Origin of the sequence: Beijerinckia sp. 28-YEA-48, assembly GCF_900104955.1 — a bacterium.
Lineage (GTDB): Bacteria > Pseudomonadota > Alphaproteobacteria > Rhizobiales > Beijerinckiaceae > Terripilifer.
Genome location: NZ_FNSI01000001.1, coordinates 2,940,098 through 2,964,827 on the forward strand (window position 1 = coordinate 2,940,098; position 24,730 = coordinate 2,964,827).

Here is a 24,730-nt window from a genome sequence, read left to right on the forward strand (position 1 = left end):
TAAGAGAAGGCGCAAATTTGAGGATTTACCGTGACTGCGCCGTCCCAGGGTCAGACTGCCAAGGATCAAACCACCGAACGCGAGAGCGCGCTAATCGCCCGCCTCGTCACGGCGGGCTACGTCCGCGCCGAGCCATCCATCCTGCAACCCGCTTCGGTCTTTCTCGACCAGTCGGGCGAAGACATCCGTGGCCGTATCTATCTGACAACCGACGCGTCTGGCGCCGAATATTGCCTGCGGCCTGAATATACCATTCCGGTCTGCCGCGATTATCTGGCCTCGTCCATCGCCGGCAAACCGGCCGCCTTCTCCTATCTCGGCCCGGTGTTCCGCTACCGGCCGGCCGGCCCGGTCGAATTCAACCAGGCGGGCCTGGAAAGCTTCGGGCGCAGCGACCGCGAGGCGGCCGACGCTGAAATCTTCACAGTGGCGCTGGAAGCCGCACGCGCCGCCCATGCCGGGCCGCTGACGGTGCGCATCGGCGATACCGGGCTGTTCACCCGCCTGCTCGACATTCTCGACCTGCCGCCTGTGTGGCTGCGCCGCATCCGGCGCGGCCATGCCCGTGGCCAGACGCTCGACGCCCTGTTCGCCTTGCCGGAAAACGGCAATGGCGGCGATCATTCCGGCGTTCTTGCCGCGCTTGAGGGCACCGACAAGAAAGGCGCACGCGCGCTGGTCGAAGACCTGTTGTCGATCGCTGGCATTTCCTCAGTCAGCGGCCGCACCGCTGGCGAGATCGCCGAGCGTTTTCTCGAACAGGCCTCGCTCAAGGCCGGCAGCGCATTGGCAGCCGAGAAGCGCGTGGTCATCGAACGCTATCTCACCATCGCCGGCAATCCCGACGATGCGGCGCGACAGTTGCGCGCCCTGGCGGATGACACCAAGCTCGACCTGACGGCCGCGCTCGATGCGTTCGAAGCGCGGCTCGGCTTCATCGCCGCGCGCGGCTTCGATGTTGGCGATCTCCAATTCTCCGCCCGCTTCGGCCGCAATCTCGATTATTACACCGGCTTCGTCTTCGAAGCGCAGGATCGCTCGCGCACCGACAACCGGCCGATCGTCGGTGGCGGGCGCTATGATGGACTTTTGAAGACCCTCGGCGCCAGCGCCGACATTCCGGCAGTGGGCGCCGCCATCTGGTGCGACAGGCTCGATGTTGTGGGAGCCAGCGCATGAGCAATCTCGTCATCGCCGTGCCATCGAAAGGCCGGCTGCAAGAGAACACCGCGAAATTCTTCGGCCGTGCCGGGCTGACCTTGGTGCAGGGCCGTGGCGCGCGCGACTATCGCGGCATGATCGCGGAAGTGAGCGGCGTCGAAATCGCTTTTCTCTCGGCCTCCGAGATCGTCTCGCAACTGGCCTCCGGCAATGTCCACATGGGTGTCACCGGCGAAGATCTGGTGCGTGAGACGATCGCCGATGCGGACGCACGCATGGAACTGCTGCAGCCGCTCGGCTTCGGCCATGCCAATGTGGTCGTCGCCGTGCCGCAGGCTTGGATCGACGTGAAAACCATGGCCGATCTCGACGATGTCGCCGCCAATTATCGGGCGCGGCGCGGCGAGCGCATGCGCGTGGCGACGAAATATATTCATCTGACGCAGCGCTATTTCGCGCAGACCGGCGTCACCGATTATCGCATCGTCGAATCGCTTGGCGCGACTGAAGGCGCACCGGCGGCTGGACAGGCAGAACTGATCGTCGACATCACGACGACAGGCGCGACGCTACGCGCCAATGCGCTCAAAGTGCTCGATGATGGCGTGATGCTCGAGTCACAAGCCAATCTCGTCGCTTCCGTGAAAGCCGATTGGAACGAGGCGACCAAACAAGCCGCCAAAAGCATTCTCGGCCGCATCTTCGCCGAGGAAGAGGCGCGGACATCGCGCGAAGTGCGGGCACGCCTGCCCGACAGCGCCGCCGCTTATGCGCAGCAGGCTGAAAGCCTGTTCCAGGCGCGCGCCATCTTCGGCAGCGCATCGGACATCGTCTCGCTGATCTGTCCGGTGGAGCGCACGCCAGCCCTGGCCGATTGGTTGATCGCGCAAGGGGCACAGCATGTCACCGTCGGCTCGCTTGATTATGTGTTCAGCGCCGTCAATCCTCTCTACGAAAAACTCGCCCGACGAATCGGCTGAAAGATAACGGCTGGCTCGCCATAATCTCGACGCGACGACCCCACACGGTGCGGCGCTTCCACGGGGTATGATTCATGAGCCTGTCTCGCCGCCATTTCCTTGCCGCTACGTCCGCGTTGGCCGCGCCTTATGTAACGCGCGCCAGCGCCGCTGCCGATGATGCGATGATCGGCCAGATGCTGATCCTCGGCTTCTCCGGCACTGCGAGCGATGCGGGCGGCGCGCAAGGGCTGGCACGGCAGATCGCGGCAGGCCAGGCGGGCGGTGTCTGTTTCCTTGGCCACAACACCCGCTCGCGCCAAGGGATCGAGAGCCTGACGCGCTTGTTCGGTGGAGCCGGCCGGCAATTCAAACCGCTCATCGCCGTCGATCAGGAAGGCGGCGCGGTGCAACGGCTCGGCGCCAAGAGCGGCTATAATGCCGTGCAACCGGCGCAAGCCATCGCGGCGCGCGGGGAACCGACCAATGCCGAACGCGTTTACGCGGCCATGGCGCGCGAGTTGAAATCCGCCGGCTTCAATCTCAATCTCGCGCCGGTGGTTGATCTGGGCTTCGAACCGCGCAATCCGATCATCGCCAAATGGGGCCGCGCCTTCGGCCAGGATGGCGCGACCGTCGCCAAATATGCGTCTGCCTTCGTCGAAGGCCATCGCAGCGCCGGCGTGCTGACAGCGCTGAAACATTTTCCCGGCCATGGCTCGACGCTGGGCGATAGCCACGAGAAGCCCGTCGACCTCACAGCGACATGGAAACCGGAAGAACTCGAACCGTACCGGCGGATGGCGCGCAGCGGTGATATCGATATCGTCATGAGCGGCCATCTCTCCCATGCGCGCCTCACCGGCGGCGAACCGGCGACCCTGTCGCGCGCGGCCATCGAAGGCGTGCTGCGCCGTGACATCGGCTATCAAGGCGTCGCCATGACGGACGATCTCGACATGGCGGCGATCCGCTCGTCCTACACGCTAAGCGAAGCGGTGATCCGCGCCATCTCCGCTGGCAACGATCTGTTGCTCTTGTCGAACTCGCGCACGCCCGATCCCAATCTGCCGGCGGCGCTCATCGCCTCGGTGAAGGAGGCGGTCGCCACCGGCCGCATTCCAGCCGGCCGGATCGAAGCTTCGGCGGCACGGATCGGTAGCCTCAAGCAGAGCGTCTAGCATCGTGTCAGCCTATGAGTTCGCCCTCGCGGGCCAGGCGGATATCGAGGCCATTGCCACGCTTCTACAGGCCAATGAACCCTCGCGCGGCGGTTCGCTGACCGGCGAATTTCCGCGTGAGAAAGTCGAACACATGGTCCTCCAGGGGCCCACGATCGTGGCACGGCACGAAGGCCACGTTGTTGGCGTGCTGTTCAGCGCCGCGAAAGATCTCAATCGTGATATCGCTGTGATCAGGGCCATGTTCGCAGCGTGGCCCGGCGCCCCGGACGCCTATCAATACGGACCCGTCTGCATCGCCGCGTCAGAACGCGGCAAGGGCCTAATGCCCCTGCTCTATCAGGCGCTTCAGAAACTTCATCCTGGGCGGGAAGCCGTGCTCTTTATTCGCGCTGACAACGCAGCGTCGATACGCGCCCATGAACGGCTGGGCATGCGCAAGATGACATCGTTTCTTCTCGATGATGTTGAATACGGCGTCTTCAGCGATCGCCCCGCCGCGCCACCTAGCTAGCGCGCAAGCAAAAGGCGGAACCGCATCGCGGTCCCGCCTTGTAAATTGGCGCTGTCGAAATCTTACGAGTCGAGGCTGCCGATGTGCTTCTGGCTGTACAGCTGGATGCCGACCTGGCGGATCAGCTCCTGCTGGGTTTCGAGGAAGTCGATATGCTCTTCCTCGTTCGACGCCAGTTCCTCGAACAGCAACTTGCTGACGCGATCGTTGATTGAGGCGCAATAAGCGGCGGCTTCCAGATACAGGGCCCGGGCGCTCATTTCCGAGGCCAGGTCGGAGGAAATGATTTCCTCAACCGTCTGCCCGATCTTTAGCGGATCGAGCGTCTGCATGTTGGGGAAGCCTTCGAGGAACAGGATGCGGTCGGTGAACTTGTCCGCATGACCCATTTCTTCAATCGATTCCTCGCGCCATTTCTTGGCGAGATCGTTGAAGCCCCAGTTCTTGAGCATGCGGTAATGCAGCCAATACTGGTTGATGGCAGTCAGCTCGCTGCGCAGCCCCTTGTTCAAATATTCGATGACTTTGCGGTCGCCCTGCATGCTCGATCCCCATGGACGGATTCTTGGAAGAATCGGTCCGCCGGTGGATCAGAGCGCGAGCAACTCGGCCTCCACCTCAACCGGCTTACCGTTGAGCGCAGGGATACGGCCTTCCTGTTCAACGATCAACGATTGAATGGTGATGGCACAGCGTCCACACTGTGGAGAACAGCCAAGACAATCATAAACTTGTTTCGCGCAACGAATGCCCTTCGCCCGGTCGCAGAGCACACCGCGGACGTCTTTGTCTGAGAATACGTTGCACGAACAGACGATCATCTTTTTGGCCGCCCAGTTTAGAATTGTTATAAATTCGCTTTATTAACAGCAGGTTATATCTCTCTGCCTTCAGGCGTAACAGATGGGGATTTGTCACGTCAATGTCAATTTTTCGCTCCGACGGCCACAAATAGGGTCCTATGCACAGCGACAGGCGTGACGCGCTCACAACTCAATTGTGAACGATTATTACAGAGGATCACTTTTTATAACGATTCAAAATTGGGAGTATTTGCGAAGCATTCTCAGGCACCGAATCCAACGGAAAATCGCTATTTTGGCCTGTCTCGACAGCCAAACCACGGATTCCCGACTCCCAGCACCTGCATCCGTTCTATATGGCGGCGGCCCTGGCGGCCGAAATCGGACAGCAACCGTGGCGCTCTTTGAGACAGCGCGCCAATGCGGGGCATGAAAAATCCGAGAATCGCCTGATCATAACGGGGCCGAATTCTCCAATTCCCCATAGCGTCATGGCTTAGACAGAGGCCTAGCAGGCAGGCGGCCGCACCTTTCAGCCGCCAGCCAAGCCCTTAGACGCCCGCGTCAGGCCGGCGACGGCACGAACACGCCGTCGGACGCCGGCTGCATCTCGATGCGGCTGTCGTGCATGCCGATCAGCGTGGAACGATGGCCGATAGAGACGATCGAGGTGTTCGGCAATTGCTGGCGCAACATGGCGTAAATCTCCGCCTCGAGCTTCTCGTCCAGCGCCGACGTTGCCTCATCGAGGAAGAGCCAATCGGGCTTGTCGAGCAAAGCGCGGGCGATGGCGAGCCGCTGCTGTTCGCCACCCGACAGGCGCTGGCCCCAGTTCTCATCGTCGTCGATGCGATCCGCGAAGGGGCCAAGCTGGGCCAGCTTCAGGGCTTCGCGCACGGCTTCGTCGGAATAGGTTTCGGCGGTCGCGGGATAAGTCGCCGCCGTCTTCAGAGAGCCGCTCGGGACGTAGGGACGCTGCGGCAGCAGCATCACCTTCGCGGTGGAGGGAATGTCGATGCGGCCCTGCCCATAAGGCCAGATACCGGCAATAGCGCGGAACAGGGTGGACTTGCCCGAGCCTGATGGGCCGGTGACAAGCACAGCGCTGCCGGCCTTCAAGGACAGGGCCTTGGCACGCACGATCTCGCGACCATCGGGCAGTTTGAGAGAAAGACCTTCAATCGCCAGATCTTTGCCGGAGGCAGGCACAACATCGATATGCGGCGGCGTGGTGCCGAGCGTGCGCGCCTTGTGCAGCGCCTCGCTGAAGGTGGTGAGACGATCGACGTTCGCCTTGTAACGCGCGATCAAACGATAGCGATCAACAAAGTAGCTGAGCGCGTCCGCGACCCGGCCGAAGGCACCCGCCACCTGGCTCATCTGCCCCAGCGTCACCTTATCGGCGAAGTAATAGGGCGCGATGATCACGTAAGGCAGGATCGGGCTGATCTGGCCGTAGAAAGACGTGAACGTGTTCAGCTTCATGGCCCGGCTGACGATGCGGAAATAGTTGGCGACCAAGTCAGTGAAGCGGCCGGAGAGGATCGAGAGTTCCGAACGCTCGCCGCGCAGCAGCGCCACCTGTTCGGCATATTCGCGCAAGCGCGCCAGCGAGAAGCGGAAGTTCGCTTCGTATCTTTCTTGCGCGAATTCCAGCCGCACCAGAGGACGACCGATCCGATGCGTAATCCACGTGCCAAAAGCCGAATAGGCAAGCGCCACCCAGAACGGCAGCCCTGGTACGACAATATTGGTTCCGGGAAGAACGAACTCCGCCGGCATCGACCACAAGATCAAGGAAAAGGAGACGAGCGTCGAGATCTGCTGAATCAGCGTGATCGAATAGGAATAGGTATCGGTGAGATAACTCCTGATGTCCTCAGCGATACGTTGGTCGGGGTTGTCGGCGCCATCGCCGATCAGCCCCATGCGGTAGATACCGCCCTTGCCGAGCCAGGAGGTCGAATATTGCTTGGCGAGCCACTGCCGCCAGTAAATCAGCAATGATTGCTGGAAGAAATATTCGATCAGATTGCTGATGATCGCAATGACGGCCCAGAACGTGAAAACAGTGAGGAGCAGCGACCAGAAAGCGGCCTGATCCTTGTTCTGAATGGCGTTGAACCAATCGCGATTGAAGAAGCTCAGGCGCACCGAAATGCCGACCTGCAGCTGGTTGATGACGACCAGCAGCATGATCAGGGCCGTGCCCAGGTGACGCTCGCGCCAGCCGCGGTGACGCAACCAGGGCATGGGCGCCGCGATCGGATCGGCCGCTTCGAAATAGGGGTCGGCCAAGCGGGTGATCTGGCCAATCACCGGGATATAGGACAGGCCGTAGATGATGAGGCCGAAGACCGCGATGGTGATGCACAGGGTCGACGGTGGCGTGGCATCCGCCAAAAAGGCTGGCCAGAAGCCGCGGCTCGACGACGCGAAGGCGAGCGCCAGGAGGACATATTCGAAAGCAAAAAGCCGCAGGAATATTTGCAGAAAAGTAGAGATCGTGGCGCCGCGCAGAGTGACGTAGGCCAGCGCCAAGCCAACCGCGCCGACCCCGATCAGCCCCGGATCAACGGCTATTCCTGAGATTTGAGAGGCACCTGAGCCGACACCGGCTGCTAGACATATGACCGCCGCGAGTGCGACCGCACCACCCAGAACCTTCATGCAGAAACTCTCGCGCGAAGAGAGCCGGCGAGCGCCGGCTCGCAAGCGAGAATCGAATGATTCAACGGTTGCAGGCTATCACAGGTCCGCTGGACGCGCAGATGAAGTTGGCGTGTGCGGGACAGGGTCCGCATCGTCTTCGTCCCGGCCGGTGAATTCTTCACCATTCACGGCCGCAATGAGGCGCGGCGATGGCTTGAAGGTGAGGACCCGGCGAGCCGTGATCGGATATTCCTGGCCAGTCTTCGGATTGCGGCCAACGCGCGGCCGCTTCGCCCGCACATGGAAAGTGCCGAAGGAGCGCAGCTTGACTGTCTCCCCCCCTTCCAGGGCGCCGCAAATTTCCTCAATAGCCACTTCGACGATTTGCTTAGCCTCTACCCGCGAGAGTCCCGGGCCCGTCACATAAACCGCGTGCAGAAGATCGGCACGGGTAAGTGTCTTGTTCGTCATTGTCGTATCGCCGCCTTTGAAGTGATGAACACCCGCGAGTACGCAAGAACAACGCACATGCCATTTGCAACGCGCATCCTGCCTCAGTGACCGCCGCTACTCGGTCACCGCCCCCGGCGGTTCGTCTTCATTCCCCTCGAACTGAACGCTTTTAAACATGCAGAGTCAAAGGGAAAAAATACAATCTGCATTCAGGAGCCCGGCAATCCACGACGCTTGCACGAAACATTGCATTTGAGCAAAAGCCTCCAAACAGGCCTTCCCAAGCACAATAATTTCCAACGTGGGCGGTTCCGCTTGGTTCCGTCGCCTCGCGATAAATTTCGCGGCGACCGGCCTCGCGACAAAAAACAGGCCGCGCACGGAGCGCGGCCTGCGATATTGGAACCGACAGAATGGACTTAGAAGTCCATGCCGCCCATGCCGCCGCCGCCCGGCATCGGGGGCATAGCCGAATCCTTCTTCGGCTTGTCGGCGATCATGGCTTCCGTCGTGACGAGGAGGCCGGAGACCGAGGCTGCGTCCTGCAGAGCCGTGCGGACGACCTTCGCCGGATCAACGATACCGGCTGCGATCATGTCGACGTACTCTTCAGTCTGAGCGTTGAAGCCGAAGGTCTGCGACTTGTTCTCGCCGATCTTGCCGACAACGATCGAGCCTTCGACGCCCGAGTTCTCGACGATCTGACGGATCGGCGCTTCCAGGGCCTTCAACACGATGTTGATGCCGGCCTGGACGTCCGAATTGTCGCTCTTCAGCTTGGCAACCGCGCCCTTGGCGCGCAGCAGCGCAACGCCGCCGCCCGGAACGATGCCTTCTTCCACCGCAGCGCGGGTGGCGTTCAGAGCGTCGTCAACGCGATCCTTCTTTTCCTTGACTTCGACTTCCGTCGCGCCGCCGACGCGGATCACCGCGACGCCGCCAGCGAGCTTGGCGAGACGCTCCTGGAGCTTCTCACGGTCGTAGTCGGAGGTGGTCTCTTCGATCTGAGCCTTGATCTGGGAAACGCGACCTTCGATGTCCTTCTTCTTGCCGGAACCGTCGACGATCGTGGTGTTTTCCTTGTCGATACGCACCTTCTTGGCGCGGCCGAGCATGGCGATCGTGACGTTTTCCAGCTTGATGCCGAGGTCTTCGGCGATCATCTGGCCACCGGTCAGGATGGCGATGTCTTCCAGCATGGCCTTGCGGCGATCGCCGAAGCCCGGAGCCTTGACAGCCGCAACCTTGAGGCCACCGCGCAGCTTGTTGACGACGAGCGTGGCGAGGGCTTCGCCTTCGACGTCTTCAGCAACGATGATCAGCGGCTTGCCGGTCTGAACGACGGCTTCGAGCACCGGCAGCATCGGCTGCAGCGACGACAGCTTCTTCTCGTGGATGAGAATGTAGGGGTCGTCGAGTTCGGCGATCATCTTCTCGGCGTTGGTAATGAAGTACGGCGAGAGATAGCCACGGTCGAACTGCATGCCTTCGACGACGTCGAGTTCGGTCTCGGCGGTCTTGGCTTCTTCAACCGTGATGACGCCTTCGTTGCCGACCTTCTGCATCGCCTTGGCGATCATGGCGCCGATGGAGGAGTCGCCGTTGGACGAGATGGTGCCGACCTGGGCGACTTCGTCCGAGGACTTGATCTTCTTGGCGCGAGCCTGGATGTCCTTGACGGCTTCGGCGACGGCGAGATCGATGCCGCGCTTCAGATCCATCGGGTTCATGCCGGCGGCCACGTACTTGGCGCCTTCCTTGACGATCGCCTGGGCGAGAACCGTGGCGGTCGTGGTGCCGTCACCGGCGGTGTCGTTGGTCTTGGAAGCGACCTCACGCACCATCTGGGCGCCCATGTTCTCGAACTTGTCTTCGAGTTCGATTTCCTTGGCGACCGTGACGCCGTCCTTGGTGATGCGCGGGGCGCCGAAGGACTTGTCGATGACGACGTTACGACCCTTGGGGCCGAGGGTCACCTTCACCGCATTGGCGAGGATGTCGACGCCACGGAGCATTCTCTCGCGTGCGTCGGCCGAAAAACGTACTTCTTTAGCTGCCATAACTTCAGTCTCCTGGACTTAATTGGCTGAAATAACGTGAATTAAGGGGCCGGCAATTAGGCGATAACGCCCATGATGTCGGATTCCTTCATGATCAGGAGGTCCTGACCGTCGATCTTCACTTCCGTGCCGGACCACTTGCCGAACAGGATCCGATCGCCCTTCTTGACATCGAGCGGAACCAGCTTGCCGGCTTCGTCACGAGCGCCCGAACCAACGGCGACGATTTCGCCTTCCTGGGGCTTTTCCTTGGCGGTGTCCGGAATGATGATGCCGCCCTTGGTCTTCTCTTCGCCATCGAGGCGCTTGACGACGACCCGGTCGTGCAGAGGACGAAACTTCATGTGAGCATTTCCTGTAGCTTGCGGGTCAGGGCCGGTGCGACCGGCCTCCGCCCCCGGTTGCGTGACATGGGGGACGTTATTAGCACTCGCCATTAACGAGTGCTAATAACGCTGCCGAGGAGATAGGAGAGGCTGGGGAGGGAGTCAAGAACGCTCGGGCAAAGAATCAGGCCGGGACGGAGACCATCAGATCCACGCGCAAAGGTTTGCACGTCCGAGAGCGAAGACGAACCGAAAGATGGGCTAAAACGATTGCCTTTCTATGACGACTGGACGGCGGTTCGAAGACCAGCGATGGTTCACCTCTTAACCATTTTGGGAGTTCTCCCCTGTGTCCACCCCTGCCCTCGCCGTTCTGCCGCCGGATCAGCTCACCGCGCGCCCGGGCCTCGACCTGCTGAAAGATATGATCGCCGGTAAAATACCGGGACCGCCGATCGCCCATACGCTTAATTTCCGGCTGGCGGAGGTCGAACACGGCCTGGTCGTCTTCGAGGGCGAACCGCAGTTCGAGTTCTATAATCCGCTCGGCACGGTGCATGGCGGCTGGACCGCGACCCTGCTCGACAGCGCCATGGCCTGCGCCGTCCATTCGACACTTGCCGCCGGACAGGCCTATACGACGCTTGAGTTCAAACTCAATTGCGTCCGACCGATCACCAAGGACACCGGCCTGGTGCGCTGCGAGGGCAAGATCATCAATGTCGGGCGCACGATTGCGACGTCGGAAGGCCGGCTGGTCGACAGCAAGGGCCGCCTGCTGGCCCATGGCACCGAGACCTGCCTGATCTTTTCGGGGAAATGAGCTTCCGCCTCTCCCGGCCATTGCAACAGGCGCGGTGACGCGGGATCATGCGCCCGCCGGAGGCACTCAAAAACTCTGGACGGGGAGGAAATATGTTCAATTGCCTGACGCGGGTTGCCGCTGCCGGCCGCTTTGCCATTGCAATAAGCCTGATCACAGCTCTGAGCGCACCAGCGGCCGCCGCCGACAAGGTGCGGGCCGGGACCTCCGGCCTGGCGCTGCTGTGGACCTTCATCGACAGCGGCACGAAAGCCGGCATCTGGCAAAAATACGGCATCGAGGTCGAGCGGGTGGCGCTGGCCGGCGATGCGGTGATGCAGCAGGCGCTGACCTCGGGCGACCTCCAGTTCGGCTTCGGCTCGGGGCCTGGCATGGGCTACCACTCGAAAGGCGTGCCGGCGATTGGCGTCGCCGCTGTCGCCGGACCGCCCTACAGTTTCATGATTACGGTGGTGCCGAACTCACCGATCCGCACCGTCGACGACCTGAAAGGCCGGCGCATCGGCGTCACCACCGCCGGCTCGATGACGCAATGGCTGGTGCGTGAACTGTCGCGCCAGAAAGGCTGGGGTCCAAACGGCATTATCGATCTACCGATGGGTGCGCCGCGCACCCAGCTTGTCGCCATGAAGTCAGGCGATCTCGACGGCACCGTCACCACCGTCGAGACAACGGCCACTTACGAGGAACTGAACGAAGCCCGTGGCGTGGTCGAACTCGGCGAACTGGTGAAGGACTTTCACACGCACGTGCTGTTCGCGCGCACCGCGCTGATCGACAAAAATCCGGATCTCGTCACGCGCTTTCTCAAAGGCTGGTTCGCCACCGTCGCCTATATGAAAGCCAACAAGGCTTTCGCCATCAAGGAATCAGCGGCGGCGATGAAATATTCGGAATCAGCGATTGCCAAGGCGATGGACGCGCAGTTTGCAATGCTCTCCGATGACGGCGCCTGGAACCCCAAGGCCATAGATAAGATCAGCTCATCGCTTGTCGAACTCGGCATCCTCGAAAAGGAACCGCCACGCGACCAGCTCTATACGGATCGCTTCGTGCCGGTGAAGCCGTAAGCTCCCCCAAGGCGATAGCGACAGCTTCATCACGAAAAAGCACCAGCCCCTGGATAGGTCCAAGACTCAGCAGGACTCATTCAGAGGCTGGCCTCAATGGATCAAAGTCTACGGACGAAGCCCCATTTTGCGCATGCAGGCCGAATAGACGTCCGCGCGTGCTTTCGTGTCGGGATCGTCAGGGCCCGTCGGTTGAGGCACGATTTTATGCGCTTGCGAGATGCATTGCCGAATGGCGTCTCCTCGCGCCGTTCTGGCCGAGGCGTAAGATAGCGTCATCGTGATAGAGAGTGCTGCAAGAGCGTAGAGCGCTAGATACTTCATGGCGTCTCCAATCGCGTTAGTGTCGCCACCCCGTCAATCGGCCTCAGATTTTTGACAGAGCTTGCATCCGCAAATCGCTTAACGCCGGCCTGTTCACTCGGTTGCATGTTCTACATCAAAAAACTTATAGTTGAAGACTGCAACTATGCGCTGTGGCCGTGCGGCTTCTTGAACTTAAGCACGCTCAGTCGAGCTTGATGCCGGCATCCTTGATGATACGCCCCCAAAGGGCGGCTTCATCGGCAACGATTTTGCGGGCTTCGGCCGGGGTCGGATGCCAGGCGATGAGGTAGTTCTCGTCAAACCGCTTCTTCACGTCCGGCTCTGTAATCATTTCGCGCATCAGGCCGTTGATCCGCTCGATTACTGGCGCCGGCGTGCCAGCTGGCGCGATCAGCCCGAACCAGGTGGTCGATTCATAGCCGGGCGCGCCGGATTCGGTCGCAGTCGGCAGATCGGGCAAAAGCGGCATGCGCTTTTGCGTTGTCGCCGCCAGCAAGCGCAGCTGTCCCGCCTCGACCAAACCGATCACCGGGGCGACGCCGACGGAAATCATCTGCACCTGATTGGTGGCGAGATCGGCGACGGCGGGCGCGGCTCCACGATAGGGCACGTGCACCATCTTGATGCCGGCGATGCGCTCAAGCTGCAAAGCCGAAAGATGATTGGTGGAAGCGACACCTGCCGATCCGTAGTTGATCGTGCCGGGCTTCGCTTTCGCAAGAGCGAGGAACTCCTGCAAGGTCTTGGCCGGCACATCCTTGCTGACCACCACCACTTGCGGCGCCTCGGCGATGATCGCCACCGGCACCAGGTCCTTGGCCGGGTCGAACGGCATGCTGCGATAGAGGAACTGATTGACGGTCAAGACACCGTTGGTGATCATCGCCAGGGTGTAGCCATCGGGCTCGGCCTTCGCCACCTGATCGGCGCCAACATTGCCACCCGCGCCGGTGCGATTGTCGACCGTGGCCGTCTGCCCGGTGCGCCTGCCAATATATTCGGCGACGACGCGGCCGAGATAATCGGTCGTTCCGCCGGCTGAGTAAGGGACGACGATGCGGATCGGCTTGGTGGGCCAGATTTCTTTTGGTTGTCCCAACGCCATGCATGGGACGAGCACCATCATCGCAGCAAGACACGCCGCAAGACGCGCCTCTACACCTGCCATTCTCCCCATGGCGCCCTCCCCTTGTTTTCATAATTTGTCGCATGGCGGCCATAAGCCCGCAATCACGCAATCGCGCCGCATTGACCTACGGCCCGGCGCAATGACATGGTCCCTGCGATTCAGGTAGAGGAAACCCATATGAAGGTCAGGGCTGCGGTTTTTCGTGACGGCACACTCAACCCCTCTTTTGAAGATCTGACGCTCGCTGGCCCGCGCGCCGGCGAAGTGCTCGTCAAAATCGTCGCCAGCGGCGTCTGCCATACCGATCTCAAATCGGCGGGGAAGGTCAGCCCGGTGCCGAAGCCCGTGGTGCTTGGCCACGAGGGCGCCGGTGTTGTCGAAGCCGTTGGCGCCGGCGTCACCAAGGTTGCGAAGGGCGATCATGTCGTGCTGACCTTCGGCTTCTGCGGCCACTGCCCGAGCTGCGCAGATGCCGAGCCAGCCTATTGCTACAATCAGGGCCGGTTGAATTTCGAATGCACGCCTGTTGATGGGCTGCGCTACACCGATGCCAGCGGCAACCCGGTACATGGCGATTTCTTCAGCCAGTCCTCCTTCGCCACCTATGCGGTTGGCCATGAGCGCAACGTTGTGAAGGTGCGTAAGGACGCGCCGCTCGAACTGCTGGGGCCGCTGGGCTGTGGCATCCAGACCGGAGCCGGCGCCATCCTCAACGACTTCAAACTGCAGCCCGGCCAAACACTCGCCGTGTTCGGCGTCGGCGCGCTCGGCCTGTCAGCGGTGATGGCGGCTCGCATCGCCGGCGCCAGCCGGATCGTCGCCGTCGACCGCCATGCCCACCGCCTCGACCTCGCCCGCGACCTCGGCGCCGACCTGACGATCGTTGCCGGCAGCGAACCGACCTCGGCCGAAATCTTGAAACAGATTCCCGGCGGCGTCGACTTCGCGCTCGACACCACTGGCGTATTGCCGGTGATGCGGCAGGCGATAGACTCGCTGGCGCCGCGCGGCATGGCCGGCTTCGTCACCAGCCCGTGGGACGGTTCGGAACTGTCTGTTTCGGTCCGCCATCTGCTGCTCGGCCGCAAGATCCGTGGCATTATCGAGGGCAACAGCAATCCGGACGTGTTCATCCCGATGCTGGTCGATTTCTTCATGCAGGGGCGCTTCCCCTTCGACCGATTGGTGCAATTCTACAATTTCGACGAGATCGCCAAGGCCTTCCACGACAGCGAGGACGGCAAGACGGTGAAGCCCGTGCTGCGGATCGCCGCCTGATCGTAAGAATGCGAAGATGGAAGGGCTCGGCTTAGCCGGGCCCTTTTTACGATCGCTTCAAACCGTCACCGCTTGGTGGCGACAGGCGCGCAAGATTGCAGATCGCGGTCGGCTTTCGACCGCGCCTGAGACAGTTTTGGCAGAACACCCACAAGAGCCGGCAGGAAGATGCCGGCCATAGCCGCGATCGCCATCATGAAGGCCGACGGTCCGGCAAAGCCTTGCGAGATATCGCGAAGATGGCCGAACACGATCGGGCCGATGATCGAGCCGATATTGCCCACTGCACTGACGAAGGCGATACCGCTCGCCGCCGCCGTGCCCGATAGGATCAAGGCCGGCAAAGTCCAGAACACGGCGATTGCCCCCAAAACCCCGGCATTGGCGACGACCAAGCCGAGAATGAGCAGCCATGGGCCACCCCACCCGAAATAGAGGTAGCCAACAGCCAACAGCCAACCGACCGCGCAGGTGAGCATGGCACAGGCGATGTGCCAGATGCGTTCTCCTTTGCGATCGGAACTACGCCCCCAGAAAACCATCGCGAGCGTGCCCAGCAACGGCGGAATGGCGACGAGGACACCAACAACGGCATAGGACAGATCGAGCGTCCGCACGATCTGTGGCAACCAGAGCGGCACTCCGGTCAACACGATCGAAATCAGCGCATAGAGGACACCGAGCGCGACAACATGCCGATCGCCAAAAACCGCGAGATGGTTTGACGTATCGAGCTTGCCGAGTGTCACCTTCTCGCGCTGAACCATATTTTCCAGCGCTTCCTGTTCAGCGGGAGATAGCCAGCGCGCCTCTCGCGGCCGATCGCTCAGATAGAACCAGGCCGCGATGCCAATGAACAGCGTCGGAAGCCCTTCAAGAATGAACAGCCATTGCCAGCCATGCAGGCCCCAGAGGCCGTTCATCTCAAGGATCGGCCCAGATAGGAGGGCGGTCAACGACTGCCCCAGGGGCATGGCGATCAGAAACACCGCATTGGTGCGGGCCCGGACCCTGCCCGGAAACCAGCATCCGAGAAAAAACAGGATTCCCGGAAACAGGCCCGCTTCCGCCACGCCGAGCAGGAACCGCAAAACATAGAAACTCATCGGCCCGGTGGCGAGGCTGGTCGCCATCGACAGAAGGGCCCACGTCACCATGATGCGCATAAACCAAAGTCTCGCACCGACCCGCGCCAGCATAAGATTGCTCGGAATTTCAAACAACATATATCCCAGGGAAAACAGGCTCGCTCCAAGGCCAAACGAGAAGGAACTCAAGCCGAGATCCTTGTTCATGCTGAGCGCGGCAAAGCCGACATTTACGCGATCCATGACCGCGCAAAACATCATAAGAGCCAGGAAACCAATCAAGCGCCGGAATGCTTTTCTAACCGCGACTTCCTCGACAGCATCAATAGCGCTCGACATGTCTGTGTTCCCTTACGATGACCGGCTAGAATTTTGGAAATATCTGGCGCTCCGCAAGCCAACTCGACATCTTCACCCGCTCGACCCGCTCAGCCGCTCGGAAGCCGTCATGCCGTTCCTTGTTCGGCCAAACATGTTCGGCCGTGACGGCCATGCGCACGGCTATGTCGTCGCGCGTGATATTGAACACCATCATGTCCTGGGCCAGAACGAGACGGCCTTCATAATGTTGCCTCACGTCGCGTTCGATCTCAGGCAACAGATCGAAGTCGTTGAAAAAGTGGTAGAGCACGCCAAGACGCGGCTTGACCTGTTGCAAGACATAGCCGGCTTCAAGGGGTGAGGAATGGGCCATGGTGCCGATGCCGACAGCCGTCTTCTTGTCGTAACCAGAACGCTCCATGAGTTGACTGACGGAGTTGAAAGCCTCGTGAACGACGAGATCAGCCTGCTGCGCGTTCTCGATGAAGAAATGACTGGGGGTGGTATCTCCGGAAAAGACGAACGTAAGTCCGTTCCATTCGAGGCGAAGACTGACCGGCCCATCGTAAATATGCACCGCGGGGAAGCTGATAATCCGCACCCCGTTTCGTTCGTAGATCGTCTGGACCTTGCTATAGTCGAACTCGTGCACCTCGACTTCGGCGCCCGATGCCGGCAGAAGCCCCGTGCGTGTCGCGGTGTCCCATGCATAAGCGGACTTCTGCATCTCGACAAAATGTTTCGTTCCGTGTTCCGTCTTCAGGCCCGATGGGCCATAGATGACAAGCGGCGTTATGCGCCCACCCGCCCAACCTCCAACCCAGACGTTGGGAAAGTCTCCGACGTGATCGACGTGCAGATGGGTGGCAAAGCACGCGGTGATATCGGCATAGGGGATTTCGAGAGCCGTGAAATTTTTCTGCGATCCACTGCCAAAATCGAAGATGAACTTATCGCCGTTACCCAGTTCGATAAGCCAGGAGGCATTGGCCTGCGCGCGTCGTAGGAACGGTCGCCCCGTTCCCAGCGCCACGACACGCATCTCGTCGGGCGCAAGAGCCTCTGTGTTGGGAAAGTAGTGATCTCTACGAATGGACACTCAATTTCTCCTCAGGCTCGTATGGCTCTAAATTTATATTTGGCGGGCGATTGGACGCGTTCCGCCGCTACGGCATTCACGCGGGGTCAGGCCGAAAGCCTGCCGAAAGGAGCGGCTGAAATGCGCGGCATCTGAAAACCCCCACGAAAAGGCAATATCGCTGATCGTGCGCGCTCTTAAGTTGGGATTCTCGATATCGGACTTGCAACGCATCAATCGCGTCTGCTGCAACCAACGACAGAATGTCGTTTCGTCCTGATCAAACAAGGCATGCAACGAACGAATTGAGACGCCGGCCGCGCGCGCGATGCTCTCAGGCGCAATTTCGGGATTGCGCAACTGGCTAAGCGCAATATTTTTAACGCGCGTCAGTGTCGCGATACGGTTTGTCGGGCCGGCGTTGCCCCCTTGCGAGGCGAATTGGCTGACCGCCGTTACGAGCAAATCACTGAAATGTTCCTGCAATCGATCGTGAAAAGAGCTTTGCTCGGCTTCGTCCTCGACGACGACTTGCTGCATGAAAGCAAAGAGGAAGCGGCCAGGACCAGAAGAACCTGAGATTGTTCTTGCCGTGACCGTATCGAATGTTCCGTAGCGCTGCCGAAGATAGGTGCGCGGCAAGTTAAAGCAGATCTGCTCAAACGCGTCCTTGAATCTCAACTCATAGGGGCGCGTGCTGTCATAGACCGCGAAGGTGCCTGGTGTCGTGACACATTCGCGCCCATCTTGCGTTACAAAGCCTTCGCCCGAGACCTGAAAATTGAGTTGCAGCACATCTTCGCGGGCATAGAGGATTTCCTGGCGCGTGCGGCGCACGTATTGTTCTCTGGAATCAACACGGGTTACGCGCATCGCACCGAGTCTCTTGGTGGAGATTTTCCCCGAAAAGCTCCCGGCATCCTCGATGTCGATTTGAACGCTCGGATAGTAGCCGCAGATGAGCTCCTGCCAGTGACGGCCGCGCTCGCGTGGTTTCACGGTCTGGGTGGTGAAGCGCTCCATCATAGTTGCCTCCCCTATCGATGACTTGCGGCCGGATCCTTACCGGGGCGGAAGGAAAGTGAGTTCGTGAGCGCTGGCGATCCTGATCACTTCCGCGGGATCACCGACGTTGTTGATCTTTTCAAACAGCTGCCAAAGTTTTGCCGTGGGCGACACCCAGAAAAGGCATTTCACTCGCTGGTCGGATTTATTGAATATGCCGTGTGGAATACCGCGCGGCATGCACACCAGATCACCAGGCCCGGCCTTCGTTTCCGTGCCGTCGAGTACGAGATCGAAGCTTCCCTCGAAGAGATAGATGAACTCGTCTTGCGTGTGATGGATATGGGGCGGCACGAACGTGCCGGGCGGAAAAGTCGCGTGCCAGGAGAAGGAACTTTCGGTGACATGCTTGGGCACATAGGTCTGCCCCAGGATGTTCCAGCTTATATCGTCGATACCAGTGTTAGCCTGTCGAACGGTTGCCGTAAAAGAAGGGATCGTCATGAGCTGTCCTTATGAACGTCAGTTTCCTGTTTGAACGTTTGTTGTTTGACCGGGAGCGAAACCCGCCATTTTCGCGTATCCGGCGACAATGGCTTTCAATTCGCCGTCGTCGATCACGTCGGCAAGCTTGGCGAAGCCGTTAGGTGCTCTTCGCTCCACCTCATCGATCGCACCTTCCGGCCCTCCGCTGCGGTTGGAGGCGACAATCGCCGCGGTTTTCGGCAGACGCTCGGCTTCGTAAGCGGCCAGTGCGGCCATGGGATGTTCGCAGGCGACGAGCGCGTCCGCCAGAATGCGAGCATCAACGATCGCCTGCCCTGCTCCATTGGAGCCAACCGGATACATGGGGTGAGCGGCATCACCGAGCAGAGTGACCCGGCCATGGGTCCAACGCGGCAAAGGATCACGATCGACCATCGGATATTCGTAAAATTCAGGGGAAGAGCGCACCAACGCTTCGAGATCGATAGGTAGACCAGAAAAAGCCGCCAGATGGGGGAGCAGATCGTTGATCGCGCCCTGGCGATTCCAATCCTCCCGCCGTGGAACTGGGCTGCCCGCTTCCGCCTGGCGATAGGTGACGACCCAGTTCAGCAATTGACGCCCATCGGCTGCAATTGGACCGATGGGATAGAGAACGAGCTTGTGGGAGAAGCCCCCGGCTACGATCATACTGCGGCCGTCTCCCAGAGGCGCATGCGGAGCAGCGCCGCGCCACATCATGACACCATTCCATCGGAGGCCGCCTTCGTCGGGATAAAGCAGGGCGCGCGCGCACGAGTGAATGCCGTCACAGCCGATCAAAATATCGCCTGACACTTGGATCCGATCGCCGTTGGACGTGGCAAATTCCGCGACGACACCCGCTTCGTCTTGCTGATAGCGCAGAAGGCGCCTGTCCAATGTCACGGCTGCCGGACCAAGGCGCGTCACCACAGCTTCGAACAAAGCATTCTGCAAGAAGCCGCGATGAATGGAGAATTGCGGGGCGTCGAGCCCAGCATCCAGACCGCGCAGCTCGCGCCAGATCTCCTGACCGAAGCGATTGGCATAGGTCAGCTCGCGCGTCCGCACGGCGATTGCATCGAGCTTCGGGAGCAATTCGAGCACAGTAAGCTCGCGAACCGCATGGGGCAGAACGTTGATGCCGACCCCGAGAGGCCGCAGCGTTGGCACAGCTTCGAAGACTTCGCAGCGAAGGCCGCGCCGATGTAACATCAACGCAAGAGTGAGCCCCCCAACACCACCACCAACGATGATCACTTTCATCGGGCCGCTCCCTGCACGGCCTTTGCCAAACCCGGCAATGACCCTGACTTAGTGGCGCCCCCTTTGGGCGCGATCAGCTACGCTATGCCGATGGAATGGTGATTTCTTGCCTGAGAATGCAGACAAAGTTGCGTTTGAACGTTTGTCGCATCAGCGTTGCTCGAGCGAAGACCCCTCTTCCAGATATGAATTTTTGAGAAAGACCACCCGACAAGAGCAGCACCCTCCAGCCCGGCCGCAAGCCAGCTTTCAAATTTACCACTTAAGATACTTTAATATTAAAATATTGCATATGCAATTATTATTCCACCGGAGAAGCGCTGCGGCTGGGCCACGGCTCCCGATTGCGCCGCTTTTTTGCACGCGCCGCCGCCAGGAAAGCTTGGCTTTGCCTGTATTCCGTTCGCTGGCGATCAATAGGCTGAGGATGCCGGCGGAGAGGCCATCGCTAGCTCCTGGCGCGGCGAAACTCCCATTTCAACCTGTCCGGCTCGTCTTGGCTATTCGACCAACTCGGGCGGCTGCCCCATCTTCTGGTAGAGGAAAGCCACGCTTTTCAAGAAGTGGTTCGCCTGCTGCTTATCCATGAGTTGCAGCAGCTGATCATGTTGTAGGCGAACGACTTTGATCGCACGACGAAGGACGCTCCGTCCCAAAGTGGTCAACGACATAGAATATCCCCGACGGCTCCCTGGCGGCCGCGATCGCTCGACATATCCTTGAGCTTCCAAACGGTCGAAAGCCCGGCTGAGCGTGGAGGGATCGATGCCGGTAAACTTCGCGATCTCCGCCGGCCGGTCGATCTTCGAGAATCCGAGCGTCGCCAGAACGCGCCATTCCGCGACCGACATGCCGTGTTCCTGCAGCGCGCGATCCAGCGCGCCGTTGATCACCTTGATCACCTTGTTGAGCATAAACGGCAGAAGGGATTCGAGATCGATATCCTGGGACGCGCTTTTCATTCTCAGATCCTAACCCAGACCGCTCCGAACGAGGCCTCTTTCATCAGAAAAAGCCTATGTGAAGCAAGCGATCACGCCAAAGCAGCACAAAAACCGCCAATTTGTCGCCGCGCCCTGTTCTCCCGCAGGCTTCCCCTTGGCATAACTGACGCCATGAGTGCCCGCCCGATTCGCTTTTCCCTGTGCCGTGTTCGCCTTGAGCGAGGCCGCAGATGCGTGTGATCGCGGCGTTCCTGGTCAACACCGCGATCAATTTTTTCATCGGGCTCTTGGTCGCCAAATTTCTCGGTCCCGATCAGTTCGGCCGCTTCGCTCTGGCGCTTGCCATGGGCATGGTCTTGCAAACGATCACGCTGGAATGGATCCGGCTGTCGACCATCCGTTTCTATTCGGAGAGAAGCCGCAGCGAACAGCCGGAGTTGCGCGCCACGCTCGATGCGGCCTTCGGCATTGTCGCGATCGTTATTACGGCGGGCCTCATCGCCTTCATTCTTGCCGACATCGATGTCTCGTTGTCGCCGTCGCTGATCGGCCTGGCTGTCGCCGCCGCGGTCGCCAATGGCTTCTTCGATTATCATACCGCGGTGGTGCGGGCGCGCTTCCTCGACCGACTGTATGCCCGGCTGATCATCGCCAAGAACATCCTGGCCTTCACGCTGACCGTCGGCGGCGCTTTCTTGACGGGCTCGGCCATCGTGGCATTGACCGGCGCCTGTATCAGTATGGCGGGCTCCGTGGTACTAGCGCATAAGGCACTGACGGATCAGATGTCGCCGGTGCGCACCGCGCAACGGCCACTCGTCGCGCAGTTCGCCCGCTATGCCCTCCCCATCATCACCGCCAACGTGTTCTATCTGGCGATCCCGCTCGTCAATCGCTCGCTGGCGGCTTCGCATTTCGGCTTCGCCGAGACAGGGCAATTCTCGCTCGCCTATGACATCGGCACGCGCCTGATCGCCGCGATCGGCTCCGCCCTCGATGTGCTTTTGTTCCAGATCGCTGTGCGTACCGAGGAGCAGCATGGCCGTGAGCGCGCGAAAGCGCAGGTCGCGCAAAACATGGCCGTCGTCTTCGCCCTGCTCACGCCAGCGGCCGTTGGCCTCTGGCTGGTGTTGCCAAGCCTCGAGCAGTTGATCGTACCCAGCGAATTTCGCGGCCCCTTCGGCCGCTATCTCAGCCTGATGCTGCCGGGCCTCTACGCATTCGGCCTGATGAACTTCGCCATCAATGCCGTCTTCCAGATCGAGAAGAAGACCTTACCGTTGATTGCCGCGGCACTCACCGCCTGTGTGGCCGCGGCTCTGCTCCTCGTGCTGCTGCCACTGGGCACCGACGCTTCGCGCCTGGCGCTGGCGCAGACTGGCGCCTTTGTCGTGGCTTTCATCGTTCTGGTCGGCTTCGCCGCAGCCGCCGGCGCTCAATGGCCAAAGCCACGCGATCTCCTCCTCACCATCGCCGCCACCCTTGCCATGACCGTGGCGCTCTGGCCCCTGCATCGCCTGGAGCCGGGGGTGGCTGTCCTCGTCGCGCAACTCCTCATCGGCCTGTCTATCTACGGCGCGGTGGTGATGATCTTCGATGTTGCCGGCCTGCGCCGCACAGCGTCGGAAACAATCGCCCGATTGCGCCGCCGGGGCCTTTAGGATTTTAGCGCACCAAGGCCGCAACTGTTTTTTAACCGAAGATATTGGCGACCGAGTAACCCTAATAGGGTGTCAATTAACATCTTCAAGTTGCTCCATAATACTTGCATAACCATCAACCTTGATGGCGCTTAGCCCAGCCAATATTTACGTTACCATTGCCCCGTCTGATCTGGTCCTGCCTGAGCAACAGGCCCGGAGTGGCACCCCTCGGTGTCGCGACGATGGAGCAAAACAATGTCCGCACGATTTGGCGCGGTTTCCGCGCTGGCCCTGGCACTGGCCGGGCAATTCGTACCGTTTGCCGTGCCCGCAGCTTTGGCCGGCGGCATGAACGACACGGTCATCCGTGGTGTCGGCCCCGCCGGCGACCTGCCTGCCATCCAGCCCTATGCAGAGCCGGTGGCGCCGCGGCAGCTGCGCCGCACCTCATCGATCTCAGCGCCGCGGCCTCCCCATGGCGTCGTCGCTAACCAGCCCTATGGCCCGGGCGCCGATCCGCGTCCGTATCAGGTCGCGGCCTCGCGCGGTTACGGCGGCGGCTTCATCGAACTCCTCGTCACCGGACGCGATCCGACACCGCGCCGTGGCTACAACGAGCCGCTGCCGATGCAGCCTGCCTACCAGCAGGCACCGGTTTATCAGCAGGCGCCGTATCAGCAGGCCTATGCCCCGGACCCGCGTGCCGAGGCGCCGGTGCGCCGTGCTGTCGATCCGATCTATCTGAAACAGGAAGTGGCCTATGATGGGCCGCATGCCGCCGGCACGATCGTCGTCGATACGCCGCGGCGCTTTCTCTTTCTCGTGCTCGGCAATGGCCGCGCGCTGCGCTACGGCATCGGTGTCGGCCGACCGGGCTTCTCATGGGCTGGCATGAAGACCGTGTCGCGCAAAGCGGAATGGCCGAATTGGACACCGCCGCCGGAAATGCTCAAGCGTCGCCCCGATCTGCCGCGTTTCATGAAAGGTGGCGAAGACAATCCGCTCGGCGCCCGTGCGCTTTATCTCGGCTCGTCGCTCTACCGTATCCACGGCACCAACGAACCTTATACGATTGGCACCAATGTCTCTTCGGGCTGCATCCGCATGATGAACGAGGACGTGATCGACCTTTACGGCCGCGTCGGTGTCGGCACCAAGGTGATCGTGATTTAAAATAAAAATCTCAGAACAAAGGTTTCCTGGCGCGCGTCAACGCTGGGGGGACAGGAGAGAAGCCGTCGCACTTGGTGCGACGGCTTCTTTCGTTTATGGCGAAACGCGATTTGCTCTAAATGTCGGTGGTGTCGTCGCCGCCACCCCAATCGTCGCTGCCGCTATCGTCGTCATCACCATCGTCGTCATTGCCCCAGTCATTGGAACCAGACGACTGATCGTTGTTGCTGGATTTGTCGCTGTCGCCGCGGCTGTCGCTGGCGGCAACCTTGCGATCATTTTCATTCCAGCGCGCGCTGTCGTTCAACGACAGATTATCGTCCTTCGGCAAGCTGTCCTTCGGCAGGTCCGCGGCTTTAGCCGGACTGCCGCCGAGCGGATTATGCGCACCGAAAAGCCCGCTCAGTGAATTGGCGAGCAACATCCCGCCGGCAACACCGGCAGCCGCGCCCAGCGCGCCCTTCAGAAAGCCACCGCCACCTGGCTGCTGCATGGGTTGTTGCATCGATTGTTGCATGGGCTGCTGCATGGGCACGCCGGCTTGCGGCGGCCATGACGCTCCGCCTTGCTGCTGCGGCGGCGCGACTGGCTCGCCACCATGCGTCCAGCGGTTATCTGGCGCGGGCTGCGCCTGCTGCTGTGGCGCCTGCTGCTGTGACTGGAGGATCGACTTGCCGATACCGCCAAGGAAACTGCCAGGCTTGTGCGCGCCTTCCTGTTCGCGCAGGCGCGCTTCGAGTTCCTCGATCTTGGCGGCAGCGGCCTTCAAGGTCTCATCCTGAACGATGACGGATTGGGCGAGCAGATAAGGCGCATAAGGCTGCTGGCGCACCCCATCGGCGATGAAAGCCTCAGCCTCAGCATCTCGCTGTCCGCCAGAAGCGTTGCGGATACGGTCAAAGAGACCGGCGAGAAGCTGGCGTTCGTCGGGGGTCATCAAAATTCTCCCTGGGGCCAAGGTGGCCGGGG

The 24,730-nt window shown here is 60.6% G+C and carries 22 protein-coding genes; 9 read left to right on the plus strand and 13 right to left on the minus strand.

The genetic code is table 11. The annotated features are described in order from the left end of the window. Positions 1-30: 30 nt before the first annotated feature. From BLW50_RS14015 to BLW50_RS14030, 4 genes are all read left to right on the plus strand, one after another. The gene (locus BLW50_RS14015) at positions 31-1,179 is read left to right on the plus strand and encodes an ATP phosphoribosyltransferase regulatory subunit (protein ID WP_090703473.1); all 1,149 of its coding nucleotides are present in this window, start codon (positions 31-33) and stop codon (positions 1,177-1,179) included. After that, on the plus strand, positions 1,176-2,141 hold the full coding sequence (hisG, locus tag BLW50_RS14020) for an ATP phosphoribosyltransferase (RefSeq protein ID WP_090703477.1): 966 nt from the start codon (positions 1,176-1,178) through the stop codon (positions 2,139-2,141). The genes BLW50_RS14015 and hisG overlap by 4 nt, the downstream gene beginning before the upstream one ends. A 74-nt stretch (positions 2,142-2,215) precedes the next feature. After that, the gene (locus BLW50_RS14025; protein WP_090703481.1) at positions 2,216-3,301 is read left to right on the plus strand and encodes a glycoside hydrolase family 3 protein; all 1,086 of its coding nucleotides are present in this window, start codon (positions 2,216-2,218) and stop codon (positions 3,299-3,301) included. A 4-nt stretch (positions 3,302-3,305) separates the two neighbouring features. Further along, complete coding sequence (locus tag BLW50_RS14030) at positions 3,306-3,815, plus strand: GNAT family N-acetyltransferase (protein ID WP_090703486.1); 510 nt, start codon at positions 3,306-3,308, stop codon at positions 3,813-3,815. A gap of 62 nt (positions 3,816-3,877) precedes the next feature. On the opposite strand, the gene bfr is transcribed toward BLW50_RS14030, so the two are convergent. The 5 genes from bfr to groES form a co-directional block, all read right to left on the minus strand. After that, on the minus strand, positions 3,878-4,357 hold the full coding sequence (bfr, locus tag BLW50_RS14035; RefSeq protein WP_090703490.1) for a bacterioferritin: 480 nt from the start codon (positions 4,355-4,357) through the stop codon (positions 3,878-3,880). An 825-nt stretch (positions 4,358-5,182) separates the two neighbouring features. Next, positions 5,183-7,288, minus strand: coding sequence for an ABC transporter ATP-binding protein/permease (locus BLW50_RS14045; protein ID WP_090703497.1), 2,106 nt, complete (start codon positions 7,286-7,288; stop codon positions 5,183-5,185). A 78-nt stretch (positions 7,289-7,366) separates the two neighbouring features. After that, complete coding sequence (locus BLW50_RS14050) at positions 7,367-7,741, minus strand: integration host factor subunit alpha (protein WP_090703500.1); 375 nt, start codon at positions 7,739-7,741, stop codon at positions 7,367-7,369. 401 nt (positions 7,742-8,142) lie between these two features. After that, a complete protein-coding gene (gene groL / locus BLW50_RS14060) occupies positions 8,143-9,783 on the minus strand; it encodes a chaperonin GroEL (protein ID WP_090703506.1) in 1,641 nt (546 codons plus the stop codon). 56 nt (positions 9,784-9,839) lie between these two features. Further along, positions 9,840-10,127 carry a co-chaperone GroES gene (groES, locus tag BLW50_RS14065; RefSeq protein ID WP_090703509.1) on the minus strand — a complete coding sequence of 96 codons (288 nt, stop codon included), beginning with the start codon at positions 10,125-10,127 and terminating at the stop codon, positions 9,840-9,842. Between the two features lie 331 nt (positions 10,128-10,458). Between groES and BLW50_RS14070 the strand changes: the two genes are divergently transcribed. Together BLW50_RS14070 and BLW50_RS14075 are read left to right on the plus strand one after the other, a co-directional pair. Then, the gene (locus BLW50_RS14070) at positions 10,459-10,932 is read left to right on the plus strand and encodes a PaaI family thioesterase (protein ID WP_244544237.1); all 474 of its coding nucleotides are present in this window, start codon (positions 10,459-10,461) and stop codon (positions 10,930-10,932) included. Positions 10,933-11,024: 92 nt separating this feature from the next. Continuing rightward, positions 11,025-12,002 carry an ABC transporter substrate-binding protein gene (locus tag BLW50_RS14075; protein ID WP_170850151.1) on the plus strand — a complete coding sequence of 326 codons (978 nt, stop codon included), beginning with the start codon at positions 11,025-11,027 and terminating at the stop codon, positions 12,000-12,002. Between the two features lie 508 nt (positions 12,003-12,510). On the opposite strand, the gene BLW50_RS14080 is transcribed toward BLW50_RS14075, so the two are convergent. After that, complete coding sequence (locus BLW50_RS14080) at positions 12,511-13,506, minus strand: Bug family tripartite tricarboxylate transporter substrate binding protein (protein ID WP_090703514.1); 996 nt, start codon at positions 13,504-13,506, stop codon at positions 12,511-12,513. Between the two features lie 129 nt (positions 13,507-13,635). Between BLW50_RS14080 and BLW50_RS14085 the strand changes: the two genes are divergently transcribed. Next, entirely contained in the window at positions 13,636-14,736 is a 1,101-nt protein-coding gene (locus BLW50_RS14085) for an NAD(P)-dependent alcohol dehydrogenase (protein WP_090703516.1), read from the plus strand. Between the two features lie 65 nt (positions 14,737-14,801). On the opposite strand, the gene BLW50_RS14090 is transcribed toward BLW50_RS14085, so the two are convergent. From BLW50_RS14090 to BLW50_RS14115, 6 genes are all read right to left on the minus strand, one after another. Next, complete coding sequence (locus tag BLW50_RS14090) at positions 14,802-16,163, minus strand: MFS transporter (protein ID WP_090703518.1); 1,362 nt, start codon at positions 16,161-16,163, stop codon at positions 14,802-14,804. Between the two features lie 25 nt (positions 16,164-16,188). Continuing rightward, complete coding sequence (gene gntH / locus BLW50_RS14095; protein ID WP_139267625.1) at positions 16,189-17,244, minus strand: guanitoxin biosynthesis MBL fold metallo-hydrolase GntH; 1,056 nt, start codon at positions 17,242-17,244, stop codon at positions 16,189-16,191. Between the two features lie 33 nt (positions 17,245-17,277). Continuing rightward, positions 17,278-18,249 carry an AraC-like ligand-binding domain-containing protein gene (locus tag BLW50_RS14100; RefSeq protein ID WP_090703524.1) on the minus strand — a complete coding sequence of 324 codons (972 nt, stop codon included), beginning with the start codon at positions 18,247-18,249 and terminating at the stop codon, positions 17,278-17,280. A gap of 36 nt (positions 18,250-18,285) precedes the next feature. Continuing rightward, positions 18,286-18,732 (minus strand): cupin domain-containing protein, encoded by a 447-nt coding sequence (locus tag BLW50_RS14105; protein ID WP_090703528.1) that lies wholly within the window; start codon positions 18,730-18,732, stop codon positions 18,286-18,288. Between the two features lie 18 nt (positions 18,733-18,750). Continuing rightward, on the minus strand, positions 18,751-20,001 hold the full coding sequence (locus BLW50_RS14110; protein WP_090703531.1) for a flavin-dependent oxidoreductase: 1,251 nt from the start codon (positions 19,999-20,001) through the stop codon (positions 18,751-18,753). Between the two features lie 500 nt (positions 20,002-20,501). Beyond that, positions 20,502-20,915 (minus strand): MarR family winged helix-turn-helix transcriptional regulator, encoded by a 414-nt coding sequence (locus BLW50_RS14115; protein ID WP_170850152.1) that lies wholly within the window; start codon positions 20,913-20,915, stop codon positions 20,502-20,504. A 260-nt stretch (positions 20,916-21,175) separates the two neighbouring features. Here BLW50_RS14115 and BLW50_RS14120 point away from each other — a divergent pair, with 260 nt between their 5' ends. Together BLW50_RS14120 and BLW50_RS14125 are read left to right on the plus strand one after the other, a co-directional pair. Next, a complete protein-coding gene (locus BLW50_RS14120; RefSeq protein WP_090703536.1) occupies positions 21,176-22,606 on the plus strand; it encodes a lipopolysaccharide biosynthesis protein in 1,431 nt (476 codons plus the stop codon). A 237-nt stretch (positions 22,607-22,843) separates the two neighbouring features. Beyond that, positions 22,844-23,761, plus strand: coding sequence for a L,D-transpeptidase (locus BLW50_RS14125; protein WP_244544238.1), 918 nt, complete (start codon positions 22,844-22,846; stop codon positions 23,759-23,761). A 115-nt stretch (positions 23,762-23,876) separates the two neighbouring features. On the opposite strand, the gene BLW50_RS14130 is transcribed toward BLW50_RS14125, so the two are convergent. Beyond that, positions 23,877-24,698 (minus strand): DUF2076 domain-containing protein, encoded by an 822-nt coding sequence (locus BLW50_RS14130; RefSeq protein WP_170850153.1) that lies wholly within the window; start codon positions 24,696-24,698, stop codon positions 23,877-23,879. Positions 24,699-24,730: the final 32 nt, after the last annotated feature.

Coding starts and splice junctions, on each gene's coding strand:
- BLW50_RS14080 (WP_090703514.1), bottom strand. CDS start 13,506: ATGGGGAGAATGGCAGGTGTAGAGGCGCGTCTTGCGGCGTGTCTTGCT.
- BLW50_RS14025 (WP_090703481.1), top strand. CDS start 2,216: ATGAGCCTGTCTCGCCGCCATTTCCTTGCCGCTACGTCCGCGTTGGCC.
- groES (WP_090703509.1), bottom strand. CDS start 10,127: ATGAAGTTTCGTCCTCTGCACGACCGGGTCGTCGTCAAGCGCCTCGAT.
- hisG (WP_090703477.1), top strand. CDS start 1,176: ATGAGCAATCTCGTCATCGCCGTGCCATCGAAAGGCCGGCTGCAAGAG.
- BLW50_RS14050 (WP_090703500.1), bottom strand. CDS start 7,741: ATGACGAACAAGACACTTACCCGTGCCGATCTTCTGCACGCGGTTTAT.
- BLW50_RS14085 (WP_090703516.1), top strand. CDS start 13,636: ATGAAGGTCAGGGCTGCGGTTTTTCGTGACGGCACACTCAACCCCTCT.
- bfr (WP_090703490.1), bottom strand. CDS start 4,357: ATGCAGGGCGACCGCAAAGTCATCGAATATTTGAACAAGGGGCTGCGC.
- groL (WP_090703506.1), bottom strand. CDS start 9,783: ATGGCAGCTAAAGAAGTACGTTTTTCGGCCGACGCACGCGAGAGAATG.
- BLW50_RS14110 (WP_090703531.1), bottom strand. CDS start 20,001: ATGAAAGTGATCATCGTTGGTGGTGGTGTTGGGGGGCTCACTCTTGCG.
- BLW50_RS14125 (WP_244544238.1), top strand. CDS start 22,844: ATGTCCGCACGATTTGGCGCGGTTTCCGCGCTGGCCCTGGCACTGGCC.
- BLW50_RS14090 (WP_090703518.1), bottom strand. CDS start 16,163: ATGTCGAGCGCTATTGATGCTGTCGAGGAAGTCGCGGTTAGAAAAGCA.
- BLW50_RS14115 (WP_170850152.1), bottom strand. CDS start 20,915: ATGCTCAACAAGGTGATCAAGGTGATCAACGGCGCGCTGGATCGCGCG.
- BLW50_RS14120 (WP_090703536.1), top strand. CDS start 21,176: ATGCGTGTGATCGCGGCGTTCCTGGTCAACACCGCGATCAATTTTTTC.
- BLW50_RS14105 (WP_090703528.1), bottom strand. CDS start 18,732: ATGACGATCCCTTCTTTTACGGCAACCGTTCGACAGGCTAACACTGGT.
- BLW50_RS14075 (WP_170850151.1), top strand. CDS start 11,025: ATGTTCAATTGCCTGACGCGGGTTGCCGCTGCCGGCCGCTTTGCCATT.
- BLW50_RS14045 (WP_090703497.1), bottom strand. CDS start 7,288: ATGAAGGTTCTGGGTGGTGCGGTCGCACTCGCGGCGGTCATATGTCTA.
- BLW50_RS14130 (WP_170850153.1), bottom strand. CDS start 24,698: ATGACCCCCGACGAACGCCAGCTTCTCGCCGGTCTCTTTGACCGTATC.
- BLW50_RS14100 (WP_090703524.1), bottom strand. CDS start 18,249: ATGATGGAGCGCTTCACCACCCAGACCGTGAAACCACGCGAGCGCGGC.